The following is a 20,595-nucleotide window of genomic DNA, read 5'->3' as shown; positions in this document are numbered from 1 at the left end:
AAAAGAGGATGATTGCGTTATCATTTTCATATAGAAAGAAAAAGAGGTATTACAGATGGCTATTATCTTACCAGACCTTCCATACGCATACGACGCTTTGGAACCATACATCGATGCAGAAACAATGCACTTGCACCATGACAAACACCATCAAACTTATGTCAACAATGCCAATGCAGCTCTTGAAAAACACCCTGAAATTGGTGAAGACCTTGAAGTTTTGCTTGCTGATGTAGACTCTATCCCAGCTGATATCCGTCAAGCACTTATCAATAATGGTGGTGGACACTTGAACCATGCTCTTTTCTGGGAATTGATGACTCCTGAAAAAACTGCTCCATCAGCAGAACTTGCAGCAGCAATCAATGCAACATTTGGTTCATTTGAAGAATTCCAAGTAGCCTTTACAGCAGCAGCTACAACTCGCTTCGGTTCTGGATGGGCATGGTTGGTTGTCAACAAAGAAGGGAAGCTTGAAGTAACTTCAACAGCAAACCAAGACACACCAATCTCAGAAGGCAAAAAACCAATTTTGGGCTTGGACGTTTGGGAACATGCTTACTACGTGAAGTACCGCAACGTGCGTCCTGACTACATCAAAGCTTTCTTCTCAGTGATTAACTGGAACAAAGTAGATGAGCTTTACGCAGCAGCTAAATAAAAATATGGAGGGAAGAGTCAATCTTCTCTTTTTTGGTTTATAAGGCAGAAGTCTGACAGAATCGTCAGACTTTTTTCATTTTTATGAGAAACGTGCTAACTGCTAGAAAATATGGTAAAATAAAGTGTTAAGTAATCGTGGAAAAGGAAGACTATGCGTAAAGAAATTGCACCTGAATTATACAATTATAACAAGTTTCCTGGCCCAGAATTTCAGGTAAATGGGGATAAGGTTGAGACTGAAGGGATTGCTTTTACCTTGGTTGAGAATATCAAGGATGCTTTTGATGTGACAGTCTTTAACCAGCGCTTCTCAGAAGTGTTGACCAAGTTTGATTATGTCGTGGGGGACTGGAGCAATGAACAGCTTCGCCTACGCGGTTTTTACAAAGACGATCGAACAGAGGAAAAAATTGAAAAGATCAGTCGCTTACAGGACTATCTTTTAGAGTATTGCAGTTATGGTTGTGCCTATTTTGTTCTAGAAAATCAAGCACCTAAGCGTGCGTCATTTGACAAGAAAATGCGTAAAAAGGAAGAGGAAAACCTTCCTAGAAGAGGAAAGAAACCTTCGCAAAACAAGAGAAAGCCACATGCGGATAAGAGAAATAGACGTCGTCATAAGGACCAAAAGTCTCAGAAAGAGGACAAGGGACAGCGCCATTTTGTCATTCGTCAGAAATAGATAGAGAATAAGGAGAAGAGATGAAACCGTCTATTTACAGTTTAACACGTCAAACCATGCAAGAATGGGTATTAGAACAAGGAGAAAAGAAATTCCGTGCAGATCAAATCTGGGAATGGCTCTACCGTAAACGTGTCCAGTCATTTGAAGAAATGACCAATCTTTCCAAGGATTTGATTGCTAAGCTCAATGAGCAGTTTGTCGTAAATCCATTGAAACAACGCATCGTGCAAGAGTCAGCTGACGGTACTGTTAAGTATCTTTTTGAGTTGCCAGATGGCATGTTGATTGAGACAGTACTGATGCGTCAACACTACGGGCTGTCAGTCTGTGTGACCACTCAGGTCGGCTGTAATATTGGTTGTACCTTCTGTGCGTCCGGCTTGATTAAGAAGCAACGTGACCTTAATAACGGGGAAATCGTAGCGCAGATCATGTTGGTTCAGAAATACTTTGATGAGCGTGGTCAGGACGAGCGTGTCAGTCATATCGTTGTCATGGGAATTGGTGAACCATTTGATAACTACAAGAATGTCTTGAATTTTGTCCGTACTATCAATGATGACAAGGGAATGGCTATCGGTGCTCGTCATATCACGGTTTCAACCTCAGGTTTGGCCCATAAGATTCGTGACTTTGCTAATGAAGGTGTACAGGTTAATCTGGCTGTTTCCCTTCACGCACCCAATAATGAATTGCGTTCAAGCATCATGAAAATTAACCGTGCCTTTCCGATTGAAAAACTCTTTGCTGCTATTGAGTACTATATCGAGACAACCAATCGCCGTGTGACCTTTGAATACATCATGCTGAATGAAGTCAATGATGGAGTTGAACAAGCCTTGGAGTTGGCTGAATTGCTAAAGAACATCAAGAAATTATCTTATGTAAACTTGATTCCTTATAACCCTGTTAGTGAACATGACCAATATAGCCGTAGTCCTAAAGAGCGGGTGATGGCCTTCTATGATACCCTCAAGAAAAAAGGGATTAACTGTGTAGTCCGTCAAGAGCATGGTACAGATATTGATGCGGCTTGTGGACAATTGCGTTCCAATACAATGAAACGTGACCGCCAGAAGGCAGTCGCAGCGGTAAATCCATAAAATGACTAGAAAAAGAGAATTAATCTTAAGATTGGGAGTGGCTATTTACAGTCTTTGCATTGTCTGTTTTTGTTTTACTCCCCAACCTCAACTTCCTACAGGAGTGGAAACTCCAGGTATTCAAACTTTTGGACGCCTGGTTTTTCTTTTAACTCCCTTAAACTCCCTTTGGAAACTGGGTGAAGTGACTAGTTTGGGACAAGTCATTTGGATCTTTTTGCAGAACATTTTGAATGTCTTCTTGCTCTTCCCTCTGATTTTCCAACTTCTCTATCTCTTGCCCTCTCTAAGAAAAACTAAAAAGGTTCTTCTTCTCAGTTTTATACTGAGCTTGGGAATCGAGTGCACACAACTGGTCTTAGACTTTTTCTTTGATTTTAATCGGGTATTTGAGATTGATGATTTGTGGACCAATACTTTAGGTGGTTACCTAGCTTGGCTCCTCTATAAACTACTACATAAAAACAAGATAAGGAATTAGAATGAGTATCTTAGAAGTTAAAAATCTGAGTCACGGTTTTGGCGACCGTGCAATTTTTGAAGACGTTTCTTTCCGCCTCCTCAAGGGAGAACATATCGGTTTAGTCGGAGCTAACGGTGAAGGAAAATCAACCTTTATGAGTATCGTGACTGGTAAAATGCTACCAGATGAAGGCAAGGTTGAGTGGTCTAAGTATGTGACCGCTGGCTATCTAGACCAGCACGCTGTGCTAAAAGAAGGCCAAACTGTGCGTGATGTTCTCCGTACAGCCTTTGATGAGCTTTTTAAAGCAGAAACTCGTATCAATGATCTTTATATGGAGATGGCTGAAGAGGGAGCAGATATCGAAGCGCTGATGGAAGAAGTTGGCGAACTCCAAGATCGTTTGGAGAGTCGTGATTTCTATACTTTAGATGCCAGGATTGATGAAGTAGCTCGTGCCCTCGGTGTCATGGACTATGGTATGGATACGGATGTAACCTCCTTGTCAGGTGGACAAAGAACCAAGGTACTCTTGGCTAAACTCCTCCTTGAAAAGCCAGATATCTTGTTACTGGACGAACCAACCAACTACTTGGATGCTGAGCATATTGACTGGCTCAAACGCTATCTCCAAAACTATGAGAATGCCTTTGTCCTTATTTCGCACGATATTCCTTTCCTCAACGACGTGATCAATATTGTCTACCATGTGGAGAACCAACAGCTAACTCGCTATTCTGGAGACTATTACCAGTTCCAAGAAGTCTATGCTATGAAGAAATCTCAGTTAGAGGCAGCCTACGAACGCCAACAGAAAGAGATTGCAGACCTTAAGGACTTTGTTGCACGAAATAAAGCCCGTGTTGCAACACGAAACATGGCCATGTCTCGTCAGAAGAAATTGGACAAGATGGACATCATTGAACTTCAAAGCGAGAAGCCAAAACCATCCTTTGATTTCAAACCAGCTCGTACGCCAGGGCGCTTTATCTTCCAAGCCAAGGACTTGCAGATTGGTTATGACCGTCCCCTTACCAAGCCTTTAAACCTCACCTTTGAACGCAATCAAAAGGTTGCCATTATTGGGGCAAATGGTATCGGGAAAACAACTCTCTTGAAGTCTCTCTTGGGCATTATCCCACCAATCGCTGGGGAAGTTGAACGCGGTGATTACCTAGAACTTGGCTACTTTGAACAGGAAGTAGAAGGTGGAAATCGTCAAACACCACTAGAGGCTGTCTGGAATGCCTTTCCTGCCCTTAACCAAGCAGAAGTCCGTGCAGCCCTTGCTCGTTGTGGTTTGACAACCAAGCACATCGAAAGCCAAATTCAGGTCTTGTCAGGTGGAGAACAAGCCAAGGTTCGTTTCTGTCTCTTGATGAATCGTGAAAACAATGTTTTAGTGCTGGACGAGCCGACCAACCACCTAGATGTGGATGCTAAGGAAGAACTTAAACGGGCGCTTAAAGAATACAAAGGAAGCATTCTTATGGTTTGCCACGAACCAGACTTTTATGAAGGCTGGATGGACCAAATCTGGGACTTTAATAAGCTAACTTAAAAATGAGGGAAAAAGAAATACAGTATCGAATGCGGATACTGTATTTTTTAGGTTATTTAGGATTTAAAGTCGTAGTCCTTGACCACTTCGATACTGTCAATGGTGATAGCAGTAGTTGGTTTATCTTTTTCATCTTTTTCAGCCTTGGCAATCTTGTCGACAACATCCATGCCATCAATGACTTGACCAAAGACGGGATGTTTGCCGTCTAGACTTGGATTTCCGCCTTCTTTATAAGCTTCGATGATTTTCTTTGGATACTTGCTAGCAGGGAGTTTAGCAGAAATATCTGTTGAGTTTTGATTAATGAAGAATTGGCTACCGTTGGTGTTTGGTTGACCAGTGTTAGCCATAGCAAGTGCACCTCGGATATTGTATAGGTAAGGAGAGATTTCATTTTTGAAACCAGTTCCCTTATCTTTTGTTTTCTCCTTATCATGCCAGATGGATTGGCCCCCTGTACCATCTCCCTTAGGATCTCCAGTTTGGACCATAAAACCATCGATGACACGGTGGAAGGTGATACCGTTATAGTAGCCTTCCTTAGCGTGAGTAAGGAAGTTTTCAACTGCTAGAGGTGCTAGTTCTGGAAAAAGTTTGATGCGTACATCGCCTTGATTTGTGTGTAAAATGACCTCCGATTCATCTTCGGCAACTTCTTTAGAAAGTTGAGGGAAGTTGGCATTTTCATTTGTTAAAGCGTCTTTCAAATCTTTGGCAGCCTGAGCAGCTGCTTTTGAGCTTTCTTCAGCTGAGATACTAGAGTCGACATAGTCATCACCACGGAGACCACGTTGGATACTAGTACATCCAGCAAGGGCAACAGTTGATAGTAAAAGAAGGGTTGCTAGTTTTTTCATTGTTTTCCTCTCAAAAATTCATTTCTACCATTGTACCCTAAAAGAGAGGTGATTTCAAATGTTAATGATTTTACTAAAAATTTCTAGTAGTAAAAAAATTAAAATTCTGTCAAGTTTTTTTCTTGACACCTGTCAGAAATCTGCTATAATAGAAAATGTGCTAAATAGCTTAGCTATTTCACCGAAATAAAAAATAAAAGAAAAGAGATATTAAAAATGGCAGTTAAAATCCGTTTGACTCGTATGGGTTCTAAGAAAAAACCTTTCTACCGTATCAACGTAGCAGACTCACGTTCACCACGTGACGGACGTTTCATCGAAACAGTTGGAACTTACAACCCACTTGTTGCTGAAAACCAAGTAACTTTGAAAGAAGACCGCGTTCTTGCATGGTTGGCTGATGGAGCTCAACCTTCAGATACAGTTCGCAACATCCTTTCAAAAGAAGGCGTATTGAAAAAATTCCACGATTCTAAATTCTCTAAATAATTCTAAAGTAGGTTGACAGATGGATACGATTGAAAATCTCATTATTGCGATTGTGAAACCTTTGATTTCACAACCTGATGCCTTAACTATCAAGATTGAAGACACACCAGAGTTTTTGGAGTATCACTTGGATCTTGACCAGAGCGATGTTGGTCGTGTTATAGGTCGTAAGGGTCGCACTATCTCAGCGATAAGAACGATTGTCTACTCTGTCCCAACTGAAGACAAAAAAGTAAGAATCGTTATCGATGAAAAATAAAAAGCGGGACAGATGTCTCGTTTTTTTGTGGAGAGCAGAAGATGAAAGATTTAACGTTTAGGCAATTACAAGATTATTTACTCGAACATTACCAGCAATCTCTATCGTGACTGGTAGTCTCTCTATCTATGCTATTGTTCGCCTCGGAGCATCAACTGTCAGTGTCTTTGGTAATCTTGGGACAGTTTTGACCATTCTAGCTGGAGCTCTTATCCTCCACGAACCAATTTATAGCTACCATGTGATCGTAGCAACTTTGATAATTGCTGGAATTTTAGGCATGAACCTGATGAGAAAAAAGTAAAGATTGCTTAGCAGTCTTTTTCTTTATCTAGATGATGCAGAAAATTCAAAATTTTTAATGAAACAAAGTTTAGAGAACGATGATTTTAATATAGCATGATAAAATAGATAAAAGAATGATACTAGGATAAAGAGGAGAGAGTGTAGAAATGAAGCAAAATGATATAGCTGAAGCTATTGCTTTTTATAACAGAAAAACCGAGACTTTGGTACGTCACATTATACCAGTATTAGATTGTGATTTGGTTGTTTATCATCGTCCTGGATGCTCAAGTAAAGGACATATTATTTTTTATCATGGAGCTTGTGGTCGTAGTCAGATGTGGGCCCATCAGTATGATGCCTTTGAAGGATTTGACCTCTACTTTGTGAATGTTAGAGGGCAGGGTGAATCACCTATGAAAGTTGGCCTACCTGACTTAGAAGGTGCTGTTCAAGATGTAGATGCTATTTTGTCCTATTTTCAGCTAGATGAGGTGATATTGGTCGGACATTCTTGGGGAGGAAATCCACTTCAAGAGTACACCTATCGTCATCCAGAACGAGTTCTAGCCTTGGTCATGGTAGATAGTTGGGGACAGCATCGTTACCTATCAGATAAAGAGAGAAATCGCATAAAATATTCTTCTCTTATGTATAAAACGATTCCTTGGAAGGTGATTGCAGATAAGAACTCAAAGATGTGTACAGATAATCCTATCACAAGAGAATTAGTCAAGACGGCCATTATAGAAACTGGACGAGATGTTTTTTTGAACCTTGGTATCACAGGTTTTTTGACTGTCCATGAGATAGACGGCTATCATGGAAATCCTCCTATGCTATTAGTAAGAGGTGAAAACGATTTTCCTAAACACCTAAAGAAGATCTATGATGGTATCATTGCTCTAAATCCCAATGCGCGTCAAGTAACGATTTCAGATAGCAAACACCAACCTATGAATGACCATCCTGAAGAGTTTAATCAACTTATTGGTGAATTTTTTGAAGAAGTAGTAGGCCCGTAAGATAGTATCTATCCAACTTGTGAAAATTCTTGGAACGTGATAAAATAAAGGATAGAAATAGATACAGGAGACAAGATGAACTACTTTAATGTTGGAAAAATCGTCAATACGCAGGGTCTACAGGGTGAGATGAGAGTCTTGTCTGTGACGGATTTTGCTGAGGAACGCTTTAAAAAAGGGGCAGAGCTGGCTTTATTTGATGAAAAAGATCAGTTTATCCAAACAGTGACCATCGCTAGCCACCGTAAGCATAAGAATTTTGACATTATCAAATTCAAAGACATGTACCATATCAATGCGATTGAAAAATACAAGGGGTACAGTCTCAAGGTCGCTGAGGAAGATTTGAACGATTTAGATGATGGAGAATTCTACTATCACGAGATTATTGGTTTGGAAGTTTACGAGGGAGACAACTTAATTGGAACTATCAAGGAGATTCTACAACCGGGTGCCAATGATGTCTGGGTGGTCAAGCGAAAAGGCAAGCGTGATTTGCTTTTACCTTACATTCCGCCAGTAGTTCTCAATGTTGACATTCCAAATAAACGGGTCGATGTGGAAATCTTAGAAGGACTAGATGATGAAGATTGATATTTTGACCCTCTTTCCTGAGATGTTTTCTCCGCTGGAGCACTCAATCGTTGGAAAGGCTCGAGAAAAAGGGCTCTTGGATATCCAGTATCATAATTTTCGTGAATATGCTGAAAAGGCCCGTCATGTTGACGATGAGCCTTACGGAGGCGGTCAGGGAATGTTGCTCCGTGCCCAACCTATTTTCGATGCTTTTGATGCCATTGAAAAGAAAAATCCCCGTGTCATTCTTCTCGATCCTGCTGGGAAACAGTTCAATCAAGCCTACGCTGAAGATTTGGCCAAAGAAGAGGAACTGATCTTTATCTGCGGTCACTACGAAGGGTATGACGAGCGCATCAAGACCTTGGTAACCGATGAAATTTCCCTAGGAGATTATGTCTTGACTGGTGGTGAATTAGCAGCCATGACCATGATTGATGCTACGGTTCGCTTGATTCCAGAAGTGATTGGCAAGGAGTCTAGTCACCAAGACGATAGTTTTTCTTCAGGACTCCTCGAATATCCCCAATATACACGCCCTTATGACTATCGAGGCATGGTGGTGCCAGATGTGCTCATGAGTGGCCACCATGAAAAGATTCGCCAGTGGCGACTTTACGAAAGTCTAAAGAAAACCTACGAGCGCAGACCGGATTTGCTAGAAAACTATCAACTGACAGTAGAAGAAGAAAAAATGCTGGCAGAAATCAAAGAAAACAAAGAATAAAGGAGAAACCTATGCAAGTAATCAAACGTAACGGAGAAGTTGCCGACTTTGATCCAGATAAAATTTACCAAGCTGTCCTAAAAGCAGCGCAGACAGTTTATGTTTTGACTGATGACCTACGTCAAAACCTAGCTCAAGTCACTAAAAAAGTAGTCTTGGACTTGGAAGAAGCAAAAGTAGAACGTGCGACTATCAGTATGATCCAATCAATGGTTGAAAATCGTTTACTAGGAGCAGGTTACATCACCATTGCAGAGCACTATATCTCTTATCGCTTGCAACGTGATTTGGAGAGAAGTGGGTACGGTGACCACATCGCAGTTCACCTTCATTTTGAACAAATCCGTTAAGGAAAAGAGTGGGATGCATGAACATCTCACTCTTTCTTAAATCTATTTTTTTGAGCTCTCTGGACAGTGGATGGGACAAAACGTAGCCTTTTGATATCAGCGATTCGGATAATACGTGTCACATTTCTGGTAAAATTTTTGACAATAATCTGCTGACGACTGACATCATATTTGACAATGTCACCTGTAAAACTTGTCTCAGCGAGTATGACATGAACAGCTGTTTTTTTCTGGATTGCCTGTTCAATTGTGCTAATAAGGGAGTCGTTTTCAGAATAATCTTGTTCATCATGTCCACTGAGAAAGTCTCGTATCTTATCTAAGACTTGCTTGAATGTGTACCTCATAGGCATCTCCCTTCTTATCTATCCACATTATATAAAATTTTCCTAAAAACTACAAGATTTTTACGAATAGACTATAGAAAGCATATCACAAAAAGGAGTTAAAAATGGCAGAATTTACATTTGAAATCGAAGAACACTTACTGACCTTGTCTGAAAATGAAAAAGGATGGACAAAAGAACTAAACCGAGTTAGTTTTAATGGAGCGCCAGCAAAGTTTGATATTCGAACTTGGAGCCCTGATCATACCAAGATGGGAAAAGGAATCACCCTTACAAATGAAGAATTTCAAGTAATGGTGGATGCCTTCAAAGGCAATCAGTAAAAGAGCCACGGGACTATTGTTCCAGGCTCATTTTTTTATCTTGAGAAATAAGCGATGTTTTTCAATCGTTCTAGTAGGGGACGACCAATGAAACTAATGGCAATGATTTTACCAAGATCAGGGAGAATAAAGGGAAAGACACCAACTGCTAGCGCCTTATCAAATGGCATCCCAGCAAGGAAGTGGAGGCTGAGAATACCTCCGACAAAGACGAGGGAGTCACCCAAGAGGTTGGCTAGGAAAATGCGAATGTAGCCACTATTTTGATGGATGAGATAAGATGTAAGTCCCGCATAGACAAGGTCGAACCAAAGATAGCCTGCACTTGGACCAACTAAAACGTGAAATCCAGCTCCTCCCCCTGAAAAAACAGGTAAACCAATGGCACCCAGCAAGAGATAGAGAGCTACAGATAGAACAGCTTCTCTGGGTCTAAAAACAGTAGCAATCAGACCGATCGCAAAGTTTTGTAGAGTGAAGGGGACAGGACCGATAGGGAGACTGATTTGTGCCAAAACGGCGATGAGAGCAGCGCCGATAGCAGGGATAGCATAGATATGAGCTTTTTTCAAAACTGTTAACCTCTTTTTAAAATTATAGTAACTATTATACTAATTCAGAAGAAAAAGTCAACCTATTTTTTATAACGAGGTAACAATTTTGTAACGGCCGATTATACAAGTAAAAAGAGACCTCTTGAGGTCTCTTTAGATAATTAGCGCATGGTCACAAATTCTTCAGAAGCAGTTGGGTGGATAGCTACTGTAGCATCAAAGTCTGCCTTGGTTGCTCCCATCTTGATAGCAACCGCAAATCCTTGAACCATCTCATCCACTCCGTAACCGAGCCCATGAAGTCCAACAACTTTTTCGTTAGCACCGGCGGTGATGAGTTTGAAGCGTGACTCCTGACGATGGTTTGTAACGGCAGAGTACATAGATGCAAAGCTTGACTTGTAGACTTTAATGTGCTCTTGGCCGTATTCTTTGATAGCTTGATCTTCAGTTAAGCCGACTGTTCCGATTGCTGGGTGGGAGAAGACAACAGTAGGGATAGTCGTGTAGTCCATCTTGGCACTTGTTTTCCCATTAAAGAGACGTTCAGATAGGGTACGTCCAGCCTTGATGGCTACTGGAGTTAGTTCCTTCTCACCAGTAACGTCTCCAAGGGCATAGATACTATCTACAACAGTATTTTGATACTCATCCACTTGGATAAACCCACGTTGGTTGAGTGTAACTCCAGCCTTTTCTAACTCCAACCCGTCTACATTTGGACGGCGGCCAGTAGCCCAGATAACTTGGCTTGCAGTGTGACTAGAACCATCTTCGAAATGAATGGTAATGCCTTGCTCAGTTTCTTCGAGTTTGACGGGTACCTTGTGTGTGTGCAAAGGAAGGCCTGTTTTTTCCATTTCATTGACAAGACCTTCAACGATGTAGCTGTCAAAACCACGCAAAGGACGATCACGACGGACAAATAAATCAGTTTTTACACCGAGTGCATGGAGAACACCAGCTAACTCAACCGCGATATAGCCTGCGCCTAGGATAGCAACGGATTCAGGAAGCTGCTCCCAAGCAAAGACATCGTCTGAGCTACCACCGAGTTCAGCTCCAGGAATAGTTGGGATGCTTGGACGAGCTCCAGTCGCAATCACGATATGCTTGGCACGAATCAATTCACCATTAACACTGACAGTGTGAGAATCAACAAAATGAGCACGCCCCTCAATCAAATCAACTCCGTTGCGTTTGAAACTTCCATCATAAGATGAGCGAGCACGATCGATGTAGGCTTCACGGTTTTGACGAAGTTTTGCGAAATCAAATTGAACATCTGAACTCGTAAACCCATAGTCAGGACCGTAGTGGTGGAAGCTTTCAGCGATTTGAGCTCCATACCACATAATTTTCTTAGGAACACAGCCAACGTTGACACAAGTTCCACCTAATTTTTTCTCTTCGATAACAGCTGCTTTGGCGCCGTGTTCACCAGCTCGGTTCATAGTGGCGATGCCACCGCTCCCTCCACCGATGGCGATGATATCATATTCTCTCATAGAAAACTCCTTATAGCTTTGATAGTCATATTCTATCGTTTTTGCTTTTTGAATGCAAAAATCTGCTACGGCATAAGTAAAAAGTTGAAATTGCTTGCTAAATATAGAAATAAGATGTATTGTGTAACTAGTACAATTGATGTACCAGAAAGAAGCTGAAAGTGAGTTTTGGAATGCTTCTCTTTTCTCACGGTACAATCATTGTTCAGAGTGGATAAATTTGATATAATGGTCTTTAATGGAAAATATGAAAGGTGTTTTGGGATGAAGAAAAATACGAAAAGAAAAAAATGGCAATTTTACACATCTATTGGAACTGCAAGTGTTGTTATTGTCGGGGCTATGGGGATTTTACTTTTTAGACAACCTTCTCAGGCTGCTGTTAAAGATGCCCCCTCTCATTTGGTTGTTGCCAAAGAAGGAACGGTTGCCTCATCTATTCTCTTATCTGGTACTGTTACTGTAAAAAATGAACAGTATGTATACTTTGATGCAAGTATGGGTGAGATTGAAGAAATTTTAGTCTCTGTTGGAGACAAGGTGAGTGGAGGGCAAGCGTTAGTAAAATACAATAGTTCTGATGCTCAGGCAGCATACGATGCTGCCAATCGTGCAGTAGCAAAGATTGATCGTCAAATCAATGAATTGAGGGAATCACGAAGTAAGGCCTTGACTTATTATGAAGAATATGGTGGTTCAGATGCTAGCACAGTATCTTCCCTTGATTCTCAGATTAAGGATGCTTGTGATAACCGCGCAGATGCAGAAGCACAAGTTAAAAAAGCAAAGGCCCAATTAGATGCTACAACTATCCTAAGTACAATAGAAGGAACAGTTGTAGAGGTAAATCGCGATCTCTCCAAATCTTCTGCAGGTAATGGCAAGGTCATGATCCATGTAGTGAGCAATGATAATTTGCAAGTAAAAGGTGAACTGTCAGAGTACAACCTTGCCAAGCTTTCAGTTGGACAAGAAGTGACCTTCACATCCAAAGTATACCCAGATAAAACGTGGACAGGGAAGATCAACTATATCGCAACTTATTCAAAGAATGGTGCTGATGGAAGTAATGGTACAGGTGCATCTAATGTCGGCTCTAAATATCCATACACTATTGAAATTACGAGTGATATTGGTGAGTTAAAACAAGGATTTTCTGTTAGTGTAGAAGTTAAAAGCGACAGTACATCTCTTCTCGTACCATTAACCAGCATCGTAGAAGAAGAAGGTAAAAACTATGTCTGGGTTGTTGACGAAGAGAATAAGGCTAAGAAAATCGAAGTTAGCTTAGGAAATGCTGACGCAGAAAACCAAGAAATCACTTCTGGTTTGACAAATGGGGCTAAAGTCATCAGTAATCCAACAACTTCCTTGGAAGAAGGAAAAGAGGTGAAGGCTGATGAAGAAACTAATTAGTCTAAAAAATATCTGTAGGAGTTATCGAAATGGAGATCAGGAACTGCAGGTTTTGAAAAATATCAACTTGGAAGTGAATGAGGGAGAGTTTGTTGCCATTATGGGACCATCAGGTTCGGGAAAATCTACTCTAATGAATACTATTGGAATGTTGGACACTCCAACTAGTGGCGAGTATTACTTAGAGGGGCAGGAAGTGGCTCGATTAGATGAAAAACAGTTGGCCAAAGTTCGTAATCAAGAGATTGGTTTTGTCTTTCAACAATTCTTTCTTTTGTCCAAACTAGATGCCCTTCAGAATGTTGAATTGCCTTTAATATATGCTGGAGTTTCAGCTTCCAAACGCCGTAAATTGGCAGAGACCTATTTGAAAAAGGTAGATTTGACTGATAGAAGTCACCACTTGCCTTCGGAATTATCTGGTGGACAAAAACAACGGGTAGCTATTGCACGTGCCCTTGTCAACAATCCTTCGATTATCCTGGCAGATGAACCAACTGGAGCTTTGGATACAAGGACGGGAAGTCAAATCATGGAACTTTTGGTGGAGTTAAATGAAGAAGGAAAGACCATTATTATGGTCACGCATGAGCCTGAGATTGCAGCTTATGCAAAACGTCAGATTGTAATTCGTGATGGGGCTATTGCATCTGATAGTGGGCATTTAGAAGGGGAGGGGCATTAAGATGGAAAATCTGAAATTTGCCTTTTCATCGATTATGGCACACAAGATGCGTTCATTTTTGACGATGATTGGGATTATTATAGGAGTATCTTCAGTAGTTGTCATCATGGCTCTGGGAGACTCTATGTCTCGTCAGGTCAATAAAAATATGACTAAATCTCAGAAAAATATTCAGGTCTTTTTCTCGCCTATTAAAAGTAAGGACGGCTCTTTTACCCAAAAACAGTCTTCTCTAACACTATCTGGTAGAGAGGATACAGCTTATGTTGTCCCACCCAAGACACAGGAAGCATGGGTTAAGGAAGCCGCTAAACTAAAGGGTGTAGATAGTTACTTTGTGACGAATAGTATAAATGTTACTCTGACTTATAAAGATAAAAAAGTTGAGCAGGCTAGTTTAACAGGTGGTAATATGACTTATATGACTGCTACTGAAAATGAAATAATCGCTGGTAGGGGTCTAAGAGAACAAGATTACAGAGATTTTGCAAGTGTGATCCTACTTGATGAAGAACTGGCTAACAGTCTTTTTGACTCACCACAGGCAGCTCTTAATCAGATAATCTCAGTTAATAACTTTCATTATCGAGTTATCGGAGTATACACAAGTTCTGAGGCTAAAACTGCAAAGATGTTTGGTATCGGAGGTTTGCCAATTACAACCAATACATCTGTTGCTGTTAATTTTAATATGGATGAAATCTCTAATGTTGTCTTTCGTGTAAATGATACAAGTCTTACTCCGACTTTAGGACCAGAACTCGCACGCAGAATGACAGAAATATCAGGAGTACATCAAGGAGAATATCAAGTTGCGGATGAAACAGCAACCTTTGAAGAAGTTCAAAAACTCTTTGGATTTATAACCACAATTATCAGTGCCATCGCAGGGATTTCACTCTTTGTTGGTGGAACTGGAGTTATGAACATCATGCTGGTTTCGGTGACAGAACGTACGCGTGAGATTGGTCTGCGGAAGGCTCTCGGAGCTACACGGGCTAATATCTTAGTACAGTTTTTGATCGAGTCCATGATCTTGACCTTGCTAGGTGGGATCATCGGCCTAGTCAGTGCAGCAGGCTTGACAATGTTAGCAGGTATCTTGTTGCAAAATATGATTGCAGGCATCGAAGTTGGGGTTTCCCTCCCAATTGCTCTCTTTAGCTTGGCTGTGTCAGCCAGCGTTGGTATGATATTTGGTGTCTTACCGGCCAATAAAGCCTCTAAGCTTGATCCAATCGAAGCCCTTCGCTATGAGTAATATAAACAAGAAGAAAAACAAGATGGACATTTGTCTATCTTGTTTTTGTATGGATTTCCCTATCGAAAATCACCGAAAATATGATATAATGAAGTGTTAGAAAAACAGGTTTCATTTGCCTGGAAAGGAAAAATTATGTCTGAAAAGAATTTTTATATTACAACACCGATTTACTATCCATCTGGTAAACTTCATATCGGTTCTGCTTACACCACCATCGCCTGTGATGTCCTAGCACGTTACAAACGCCTTATGGGCTACAATGTCTTTTATCTGACTGGTTTAGATGAGCATGGTCAGAAAATCCAGCAAAAAGCAGAAGAAGCTGGTATCACACCTCAAGCCTATGTTGATGGAATGGCAGTTGGAGTCAAAGAACTCTGGCAATTACTGGATATCTCATATGATAAATTTATCCGTACTACAGACGATTACCATGAAAAAGTAGTAGCACAAGTTTTTGAACGCTTGCTTGCTCAAGATGACATCTACCTAGGTGAATATTCTGGCTGGTACTCAGTATCCGATGAGGAATTCTTTACAGAAAGCCAACTTGCGGAAGTTTTCCGTGATGAAGCTGGAAATGTGACGGGTGGTATCGCTCCATCAGGTCACGAGGTTGAATGGGTTTCAGAAGAGTCTTATTTCCTTCGCCTCAGCAAATACCAAGATCGCTTGGTCGAATTTTTCAAATCACATCCTGACTTCATCACTCCAGATGGTCGCCTTAATGAAATGTTGCGTAACTTCATCGAGCCAGGTTTGGAAGACTTAGCAGTATCTCGTACAACCTTTACCTGGGGTGTACCAGTCCCATCAAATCCGAAACACGTTGTCTACGTTTGGATCGATGCCCTTCTTAACTATGCGACTGCTCTTGGTTATGGTCAGGATGAACATGGTAACTTTGATAAGTTCTGGAATGGAACAGTCTTCCATATGGTTGGGAAAGACATCCTTCGTTTCCACTCCATCTACTGGCCAATCCTTCTTATGATGTTGGATATCAAATTGCCAGATCGTTTAATTGCCCACGGTTGGTTTGTCATGAAAGATGGCAAGATGTCCAAGTCTAAAGGGAATGTCGTTTATCCTGAAATGTTGGTAGAGCGCTACGGTCTCGATCCACTTCGTTACTACCTCATGCGTAGCCTTCCAGTTGGTTCAGACGGAACCTTTACTCCAGAGGACTATGTAGGGCGTATCAACTATGAATTAGCAAATGACCTAGGAAACCTCCTCAACCGTACGGTTTCAATGATTAACAAGTACTTTGATGGTCAAATCCCTGCCTATGTAGAAGGTGTAACAGACTTTGACAATGAACTTGCTCAAGTGGCAGAACAATCAATCGCTGACTACAATACCTACATGGAAGCAGTTGACTATCCACGTGCACTTGAAGCAGTCTGGACTCTTATCTCACGTACTAATAAATACATCGATGAGACAGCTCCATGGGTACTGGCTAAGGATGAAGCGCACCGTGAGCAATTGGCAAGTGTGATGAGCCACTTGGCAGCTAGCCTTCGTGTCGTAGCTCACTTGATTGAGCCATTTATGATGGAAACCAGTCGTGCAGTCTTGACACAACTTGGTCTAGCAGAAGTTTCTAGCCTTGAAAACTTGAGCCTAGCTGATTTCCCTGCAGGTGTAACAGTAGTTGCCAAAGGAACACCAATCTTCCCACGTCTCGATATGGAAGAAGAAATCGCCTATATCAAGGAACAAATGGAAGGCAACAAGCCAGCCGTCGAGAAAGAATGGAATCCAGATGAAGTCGAACTCAAACTCAACAAGGAAGAAATCAAGTTTGAAGACTTTGACAAGGTTGAAATTCGTGTTGCTGAAGTCAAAGAAGTTTCTAAAGTAGAAGGTTCTGACAAGTTGCTTCAATTCCGCTTAGATGCTGGTGATGGTGAAGACCGTCAAATCCTTTCTGGTATTGCAAAATACTATCCAAACGAACAAGAATTGGTCGGCAAGAAAGTCCAAATCGTTGCCAACCTCAAACCACGTAAAATGATGAAAAAATATGTCAGCCAAGGGATGATTCTCTCAGCTGAACATGATGGCAAATTAACCCCTCTCACAGTTGATCCAGCTGTACCAAACGGAAGTGTGATTGGCTAAGATTTAAAGAGGCTGGGACAAAAGTCCTAGCCTCTCAATTGTCTTTGGATTGCCGAGTAAGACGCAGTGGTTGAGTGGGCTCTACTACGCTGATTTCATCAGCTTTTACAGCCCTACTCAACTGTGCGGAGGTGGGACGACGAAATCTAATTCTAACGAATTACCGATTTCTGTCCCACTCTCTTTCTTTTATAAGGTATCAGTTGATAAAAGTGGCATTCTACTTTATAATGAAGAAAAACGGAGGAAATTGCCATGAAATACATTCCATTTGGTCAAGAGAAAAAAGAACTGTCAGAAATTGTCTTAGGAATGATGCGAATCAGTGACAAGTCGGTTAAAGAGGTTGAGGAGTTGGTTGAAACAGCCCTATCTGTAGGAATCAATGCCTTTGACTTGGCGGATATCTATGGAGGAGGTCGTTGTGAAGAATTACTGGGTCAAGTGTTAAACAATCGTCCTGACCTGCGAGAAAAGATGTGGATCCAGTCCAAGTGTGGCATTCGCATAGAAGAATTTACCTATTTTGATTTTTCAAAAGATTATATTTTAGAATCAGTAGACGGGATTCTAAAAAGATTGCAGGTTGATTATCTAGATAGCTTGCTTCTCCATCGCCCAGATGCCTTGATGGAAGTTGATCAAGTGGCTCAAGCCTTTGATATTCTACACAAATCAGGTAAAGTTCGAGACTTCGGTGTGTCCAATCAAAATCCTATGATGATGGAATTACTGAAGAAAGAGGTCAAACAACCTTTATCTATCAATCAATTACAACTAAGCGCAGCTTTCACGCCAGGATTTGAAGCAGGATTTCATGTCAATATGGAAGGTGACAAGGCAGCTGTGCGTGATGGTAGCGCCTTTGAATACTGCAAATTAAACGACATGGTTATTCAGGCCTGGTCAGTCTTGCAGTTTGGATATTTCAAAGGGAATTTTGTCGGAAATGAGAAGTTCCAACAACTAAACCAAGTCCTAAATCGATTAGCCTTAAAATACGGTGTGAGCCCATCAGCTATTGCTATCGCTTGGGTGTTACGCTATCCAGCTAAGATGCAGGCAGTAGTAGGAACAACTAACCCTAAACATTTGATAGAAGCAAGCCAAGCAAGTAATGTCAACCTAACTCGAAAAGAATGGTATGAGATTTACCTCGCAGCAGGGAATGATTTGCCGTAAGAGGAATTTGCATTCGAGAAATCACAGTCAAAAAGCCGTTGAAAAACGGTTTTTTCCATTATTTATAAATTAACTTGATAGTCTTTAAGTAATATAGTAAAATGAGGGAAATAATTTATATCTACTGGAGATTGGAATGAAGAAAACACTCATATTTTTTGGGGTTGTTTCTCTTTTAACAACTTTAGTTTTATTTCTTTTATTTAAGAATCATAGAGAGAGTGATAACCAGAAAATACAATCAAATACTGAGAAAATAATAAAATCAGACTTTATAGATTTATCGGGAAATTATGTGTCTGTCTCAGGTGAGAAAGCTACTGTTGCTAAGAATGATCAAAATTGGAGAATTTCATACAGCACAGATGAGGGTGATGTATTTGGAGACTTTTCTACGGATTGGGAAGGAAGATGGCAACAATAGGTCTTCTGTTACAGAATTTAATAAGTCAGACGGAAATAAGGATTTTAAAATATCTATTTCAGTTAATAACGTAGATGATTCGTCTAAAATTTTAAAGGTAATCATCTTATCTGATGGAAATAAGAATCATAAAATGGTATTTGCTAGTAGTAGTGATTATTTTAAAAATAGTAAGGATAATATTCTTCAAGGAGATTTAAGTGCTTTTGAAGGAACTTATTCTAATGATTATTTGGAAAAAGCAATTGCAGAATCAAATTTTACTTTGTATGGGTATAAAAGAGAAGATTACTATAAAGGCATAACTTCTGTTTTTCCAAGATTATCCTATCAAGATGGATATTGGATCTTTTGGAGTGGTTCTATGCATGCTCAATTCAAGTTAGATAAAAGTAAAACACCGAAGAAAAACAATGATTATTATGAAGTATATTTTGTAGGGGATAATAGAAATGCCATTATTGGGCAAGAATTAGTGTTAACATTTATCCCTGCTAATGAAACTGGACCAGATAATGAAAAAACTCAAGAAAACAGAATTCTTTATGGGAAAAGTTATCTTAGACCATATAAAGTGGATTGGTGGCAACTTTATCAACATAACTCACTTTCAGAGGTCGATTTAGATATTGAAGCGATTGAAAATGGTGATATTTCAACACTTGTTGGAACATGGAGGAATGGTCGTGGTAAGGAATTGATAATTAATCCTGATGGAACAACAGGGAATGGAAATAGGATTAAAGTAATAGAAGATTCATCTAAGAAGAGCAGTGTTCCATATGTTAGTTTACAAAGTGGTCCTACGAGTGCAGCTATAGGATTGTTTAAAATAGGATTTAAAAACCCAATGGGTGACCAATCAGATATTTCACGGCCACGCTTAATTGTTAGTCAATCAGCTGGAAATTATGATAAAGATTTTTATTATTACAGAGTAAAGTCAAGCGATTCTCATTAGTAGGTGAAATGTTCAGTAATCAGATAGCATTTGAGCTTTTTTTGAGTTTAATAATTTTATGAAATATTTATTCTGATGTACTCCTCTCAGCTGAACATGATGGCAAATTAACCCTTCTCACAGTTGATCCAGCTGTACCAAACGGAAGTGTGATTGGGTAATAGCGAAAAACCAACGTTAGGCACGTTGGTTTTTCTTGTTATGCGAGAGATTTTCTAAAAAGTGGTCTATCTCCTTTTGAGACCTGAGGACAATTACTTTCTCTGGATAGGTTTCTTGAACCCCCTTGTAGCGTTCCTTAGCGGATTTGCTCCGCCCATCCCAGAGAATCCATCTGATAAAGTCCCAGTCAAAGCGTTCAGGGCAGCCTGCTGCCATACTTTCTCTGACCTTACCTCGATATGTGAGATACCGTTTAAAGGCTCGAAAGAGACAAGTCCATGGTGAAAAATTTAGGAAGATGATTTGGTCAGCTTCTTGCATTCTTTCGTCGTAATAGCACCAAGAGTAGTTGCCGTCGATGACCCAGTCTGAATGATTAGTGAGGAAGTTTTTCATCTCGACTTTCATCCAATCACGATCACTGTCTTGCCAATCTGGTTGAAATTGGAGGGTGTCCATATGTAGTTTGGGTATGGAGTAGTAGTTAGATAACTTTTCTGCTAGAGTTGACTTACCAGCTCCAGAATAACCGATGATTGCGATTTTCATTTTCTACCTTTTCGTAATGGAGGACAAAAAAACAGCCTCTGTGG

24 protein-coding genes and 2 pseudogenes are annotated in these 20,595 nt (G+C 40.4%); 21 read left to right on the top strand and 5 right to left on the bottom strand.

Annotated features, from left to right (window positions below; translation table 11 throughout):
• The first annotated feature begins 55 nt into the window (after positions 1–55).
• From sodA to DF216_RS03610, 5 genes are all read left to right on the top strand, one after another.
• The gene (gene sodA / locus DF216_RS03630; RefSeq protein ID WP_129326007.1) at positions 56–661 is read left to right on the top strand and encodes a superoxide dismutase SodA; all 606 of its coding nucleotides are present in this window, start codon (positions 56–58) and stop codon (positions 659–661) included.
• Between the two features lie 153 nt (positions 662–814).
• Positions 815–1,345 (top strand): YutD family protein, encoded by a 531-nt coding sequence (locus tag DF216_RS03625; RefSeq protein WP_001224374.1) that lies wholly within the window; start codon positions 815–817, stop codon positions 1,343–1,345.
• 20 nt (positions 1,346–1,365) lie between these two features.
• A complete protein-coding gene (gene rlmN / locus DF216_RS03620; RefSeq protein WP_129326006.1) occupies positions 1,366–2,451 on the top strand; it encodes a 23S rRNA (adenine(2503)-C(2))-methyltransferase RlmN in 1,086 nt (361 codons plus the stop codon).
• Position 2,452: 1 nt separating this feature from the next.
• Complete coding sequence (locus tag DF216_RS03615; protein ID WP_129326005.1) at positions 2,453–2,932, top strand: VanZ family protein; 480 nt, start codon at positions 2,453–2,455, stop codon at positions 2,930–2,932.
• A gap of 1 nt (position 2,933) precedes the next feature.
• Complete coding sequence (locus DF216_RS03610) at positions 2,934–4,475, top strand: ABC-F family ATP-binding cassette domain-containing protein (RefSeq protein WP_129326004.1); 1,542 nt, start codon at positions 2,934–2,936, stop codon at positions 4,473–4,475.
• A 56-nt stretch (positions 4,476–4,531) separates the two neighbouring features.
• On the opposite strand, the gene DF216_RS03605 is transcribed toward DF216_RS03610, so the two are convergent.
• Positions 4,532–5,335 carry a peptidylprolyl isomerase gene (locus DF216_RS03605; RefSeq protein ID WP_129326003.1) on the bottom strand — a complete coding sequence of 268 codons (804 nt, stop codon included), beginning with the start codon at positions 5,333–5,335 and terminating at the stop codon, positions 4,532–4,534.
• A gap of 216 nt (positions 5,336–5,551) precedes the next feature.
• Here DF216_RS03605 and rpsP point away from each other — a divergent pair, with 216 nt between their 5' ends.
• From rpsP to DF216_RS03570, 8 genes and pseudogenes are all read left to right on the top strand, one after another.
• Positions 5,552–5,824: a 30S ribosomal protein S16 gene (gene rpsP / locus DF216_RS03600; protein WP_000268760.1), complete on the top strand. Its 273-nt coding sequence runs from the start codon at positions 5,552–5,554 to the stop codon at positions 5,822–5,824.
• Positions 5,825–5,843: 19 nt separating this feature from the next.
• Positions 5,844–6,083, top strand: a complete 240-nt coding sequence (kphA, locus tag DF216_RS03595; RefSeq protein WP_000379617.1) for an RNA-binding protein KphA — start codon at positions 5,844–5,846, stop codon at positions 6,081–6,083.
• Positions 6,080–6,184: pseudogene (locus DF216_RS11140) on the top strand (MazG nucleotide pyrophosphohydrolase domain-containing protein); the annotation flags it as partial. The gene kphA and the pseudogene DF216_RS11140, both read left to right, overlap by 4 nt.
• A pseudogene (locus tag DF216_RS03590) lies at positions 6,184–6,387 on the top strand (EamA family transporter); the annotation flags it as partial. The pseudogenes DF216_RS11140 and DF216_RS03590, both read left to right, overlap by 1 nt.
• A 148-nt stretch (positions 6,388–6,535) precedes the next feature.
• Positions 6,536–7,393 (top strand): alpha/beta fold hydrolase, encoded by an 858-nt coding sequence (locus DF216_RS03585; protein ID WP_129326002.1) that lies wholly within the window; start codon positions 6,536–6,538, stop codon positions 7,391–7,393.
• A 75-nt stretch (positions 7,394–7,468) separates the two neighbouring features.
• Positions 7,469–7,987, top strand: coding sequence for a ribosome maturation factor RimM (gene rimM / locus DF216_RS03580; protein WP_129326001.1), 519 nt, complete (start codon positions 7,469–7,471; stop codon positions 7,985–7,987).
• Positions 7,977–8,696, top strand: a complete 720-nt coding sequence (gene trmD, locus DF216_RS03575) for a tRNA (guanosine(37)-N1)-methyltransferase TrmD (protein ID WP_061453853.1) — start codon at positions 7,977–7,979, stop codon at positions 8,694–8,696. Before rimM ends, trmD begins: the two co-directional genes overlap by 11 nt.
• Positions 8,697–8,707: 11 nt before the next feature.
• Entirely contained in the window at positions 8,708–9,046 is a 339-nt protein-coding gene (locus DF216_RS03570) for an ATP cone domain-containing protein (RefSeq protein ID WP_001196053.1), read from the top strand.
• 26 nt (positions 9,047–9,072) lie between these two features.
• On the opposite strand, the gene DF216_RS03565 is transcribed toward DF216_RS03570, so the two are convergent.
• Positions 9,073–9,393: a hypothetical protein gene (locus DF216_RS03565; protein ID WP_129326000.1), complete on the bottom strand. Its 321-nt coding sequence runs from the start codon at positions 9,391–9,393 to the stop codon at positions 9,073–9,075.
• Positions 9,394–9,497: 104 nt separating this feature from the next.
• Between DF216_RS03565 and DF216_RS03560 the strand changes: the two genes are divergently transcribed.
• Positions 9,498–9,716: a YdbC family protein gene (locus DF216_RS03560; RefSeq protein ID WP_000807436.1), complete on the top strand. Its 219-nt coding sequence runs from the start codon at positions 9,498–9,500 to the stop codon at positions 9,714–9,716.
• A gap of 35 nt (positions 9,717–9,751) precedes the next feature.
• On the opposite strand, the gene DF216_RS03555 is transcribed toward DF216_RS03560, so the two are convergent.
• Complete coding sequence (locus DF216_RS03555; protein WP_129325999.1) at positions 9,752–10,288, bottom strand: biotin transporter BioY; 537 nt, start codon at positions 10,286–10,288, stop codon at positions 9,752–9,754.
• A gap of 143 nt (positions 10,289–10,431) precedes the next feature.
• A complete protein-coding gene (gor, locus tag DF216_RS03550) occupies positions 10,432–11,778 on the bottom strand; it encodes a glutathione-disulfide reductase (protein ID WP_129325998.1) in 1,347 nt (448 codons plus the stop codon).
• Between the two features lie 264 nt (positions 11,779–12,042).
• Between gor and DF216_RS03545 the strand changes: the two genes are divergently transcribed.
• The 7 genes from DF216_RS03545 to DF216_RS03515 all read left to right on the top strand — a co-directional run bounded on the left by DF216_RS03545 (position 12,043) and on the right by DF216_RS03515 (position 19,840).
• Positions 12,043–13,194: an efflux RND transporter periplasmic adaptor subunit gene (locus DF216_RS03545; RefSeq protein ID WP_129325997.1), complete on the top strand. Its 1,152-nt coding sequence runs from the start codon at positions 12,043–12,045 to the stop codon at positions 13,192–13,194.
• Entirely contained in the window at positions 13,178–13,879 is a 702-nt protein-coding gene (locus tag DF216_RS03540) for an ABC transporter ATP-binding protein (RefSeq protein WP_129325996.1), read from the top strand. The genes DF216_RS03545 and DF216_RS03540 overlap by 17 nt, the downstream gene beginning before the upstream one ends.
• A gap of 1 nt (position 13,880) precedes the next feature.
• A complete protein-coding gene (locus tag DF216_RS03535) occupies positions 13,881–15,140 on the top strand; it encodes an ABC transporter permease (protein WP_129325995.1) in 1,260 nt (419 codons plus the stop codon).
• A gap of 135 nt (positions 15,141–15,275) precedes the next feature.
• A complete protein-coding gene (gene metG / locus DF216_RS03530; protein ID WP_129325994.1) occupies positions 15,276–17,273 on the top strand; it encodes a methionine--tRNA ligase in 1,998 nt (665 codons plus the stop codon).
• Positions 17,274–17,528: 255 nt separating this feature from the next.
• Complete coding sequence (locus DF216_RS03520; RefSeq protein ID WP_129325993.1) at positions 17,529–18,455, top strand: aldo/keto reductase; 927 nt, start codon at positions 17,529–17,531, stop codon at positions 18,453–18,455.
• A gap of 136 nt (positions 18,456–18,591) precedes the next feature.
• Positions 18,592–18,879 (top strand): hypothetical protein, encoded by a 288-nt coding sequence (locus tag DF216_RS10930; RefSeq protein ID WP_240659316.1) that lies wholly within the window; start codon positions 18,592–18,594, stop codon positions 18,877–18,879.
• Positions 18,836–19,840: a DUF6287 domain-containing protein gene (locus DF216_RS03515; RefSeq protein WP_240659315.1), complete on the top strand. Its 1,005-nt coding sequence runs from the start codon at positions 18,836–18,838 to the stop codon at positions 19,838–19,840. The genes DF216_RS10930 and DF216_RS03515 overlap by 44 nt, the downstream gene beginning before the upstream one ends.
• Positions 19,841–20,017: 177 nt before the next feature.
• Here DF216_RS03515 and DF216_RS03510 read toward each other — a convergent pair whose 3' ends face one another.
• The gene (locus DF216_RS03510; RefSeq protein WP_129325992.1) at positions 20,018–20,551 is read right to left on the bottom strand and encodes a DNA topology modulation protein; all 534 of its coding nucleotides are present in this window, start codon (positions 20,549–20,551) and stop codon (positions 20,018–20,020) included.
• Positions 20,552–20,595: the final 44 nt, after the last annotated feature.

Source organism: Streptococcus oralis (genome assembly GCF_004127215.1).
In the GTDB taxonomy this organism is placed as follows: domain Bacteria; phylum Bacillota; class Bacilli; order Lactobacillales; family Streptococcaceae; genus Streptococcus; species Streptococcus oralis_BD.
This window is presented reverse-complemented; position numbering and strand designations above follow the sequence as displayed.

Coding starts and splice junctions, on each gene's coding strand:
- sodA (WP_129326007.1), top strand. CDS start 56: ATGGCTATTATCTTACCAGACCTTCCATACGCATACGACGCTTTGGAA.
- DF216_RS03625 (WP_001224374.1), top strand. CDS start 815: ATGCGTAAAGAAATTGCACCTGAATTATACAATTATAACAAGTTTCCT.
- rlmN (WP_129326006.1), top strand. CDS start 1,366: ATGAAACCGTCTATTTACAGTTTAACACGTCAAACCATGCAAGAATGG.
- DF216_RS03615 (WP_129326005.1), top strand. CDS start 2,453: ATGACTAGAAAAAGAGAATTAATCTTAAGATTGGGAGTGGCTATTTAC.
- DF216_RS03610 (WP_129326004.1), top strand. CDS start 2,934: ATGAGTATCTTAGAAGTTAAAAATCTGAGTCACGGTTTTGGCGACCGT.
- DF216_RS03605 (WP_129326003.1), bottom strand. CDS start 5,335: ATGAAAAAACTAGCAACCCTTCTTTTACTATCAACTGTTGCCCTTGCT.
- rpsP (WP_000268760.1), top strand. CDS start 5,552: ATGGCAGTTAAAATCCGTTTGACTCGTATGGGTTCTAAGAAAAAACCT.
- kphA (WP_000379617.1), top strand. CDS start 5,844: ATGGATACGATTGAAAATCTCATTATTGCGATTGTGAAACCTTTGATT.
- DF216_RS03585 (WP_129326002.1), top strand. CDS start 6,536: ATGAAGCAAAATGATATAGCTGAAGCTATTGCTTTTTATAACAGAAAA.
- rimM (WP_129326001.1), top strand. CDS start 7,469: ATGAACTACTTTAATGTTGGAAAAATCGTCAATACGCAGGGTCTACAG.
- trmD (WP_061453853.1), top strand. CDS start 7,977: ATGAAGATTGATATTTTGACCCTCTTTCCTGAGATGTTTTCTCCGCTG.
- DF216_RS03570 (WP_001196053.1), top strand. CDS start 8,708: ATGCAAGTAATCAAACGTAACGGAGAAGTTGCCGACTTTGATCCAGAT.
- DF216_RS03565 (WP_129326000.1), bottom strand. CDS start 9,393: ATGAGGTACACATTCAAGCAAGTCTTAGATAAGATACGAGACTTTCTC.
- DF216_RS03560 (WP_000807436.1), top strand. CDS start 9,498: ATGGCAGAATTTACATTTGAAATCGAAGAACACTTACTGACCTTGTCT.
- gor (WP_129325998.1), bottom strand. CDS start 11,778: ATGAGAGAATATGATATCATCGCCATCGGTGGAGGGAGCGGTGGCATC.
- DF216_RS03545 (WP_129325997.1), top strand. CDS start 12,043: ATGAAGAAAAATACGAAAAGAAAAAAATGGCAATTTTACACATCTATT.
- DF216_RS03540 (WP_129325996.1), top strand. CDS start 13,178: ATGAAGAAACTAATTAGTCTAAAAAATATCTGTAGGAGTTATCGAAAT.
- DF216_RS03535 (WP_129325995.1), top strand. CDS start 13,881: ATGGAAAATCTGAAATTTGCCTTTTCATCGATTATGGCACACAAGATG.
- metG (WP_129325994.1), top strand. CDS start 15,276: ATGTCTGAAAAGAATTTTTATATTACAACACCGATTTACTATCCATCT.
- DF216_RS03520 (WP_129325993.1), top strand. CDS start 17,529: ATGAAATACATTCCATTTGGTCAAGAGAAAAAAGAACTGTCAGAAATT.
- DF216_RS10930 (WP_240659316.1), top strand. CDS start 18,592: ATGAAGAAAACACTCATATTTTTTGGGGTTGTTTCTCTTTTAACAACT.
- DF216_RS03510 (WP_129325992.1), bottom strand. CDS start 20,551: ATGAAAATCGCAATCATCGGTTATTCTGGAGCTGGTAAGTCAACTCTA.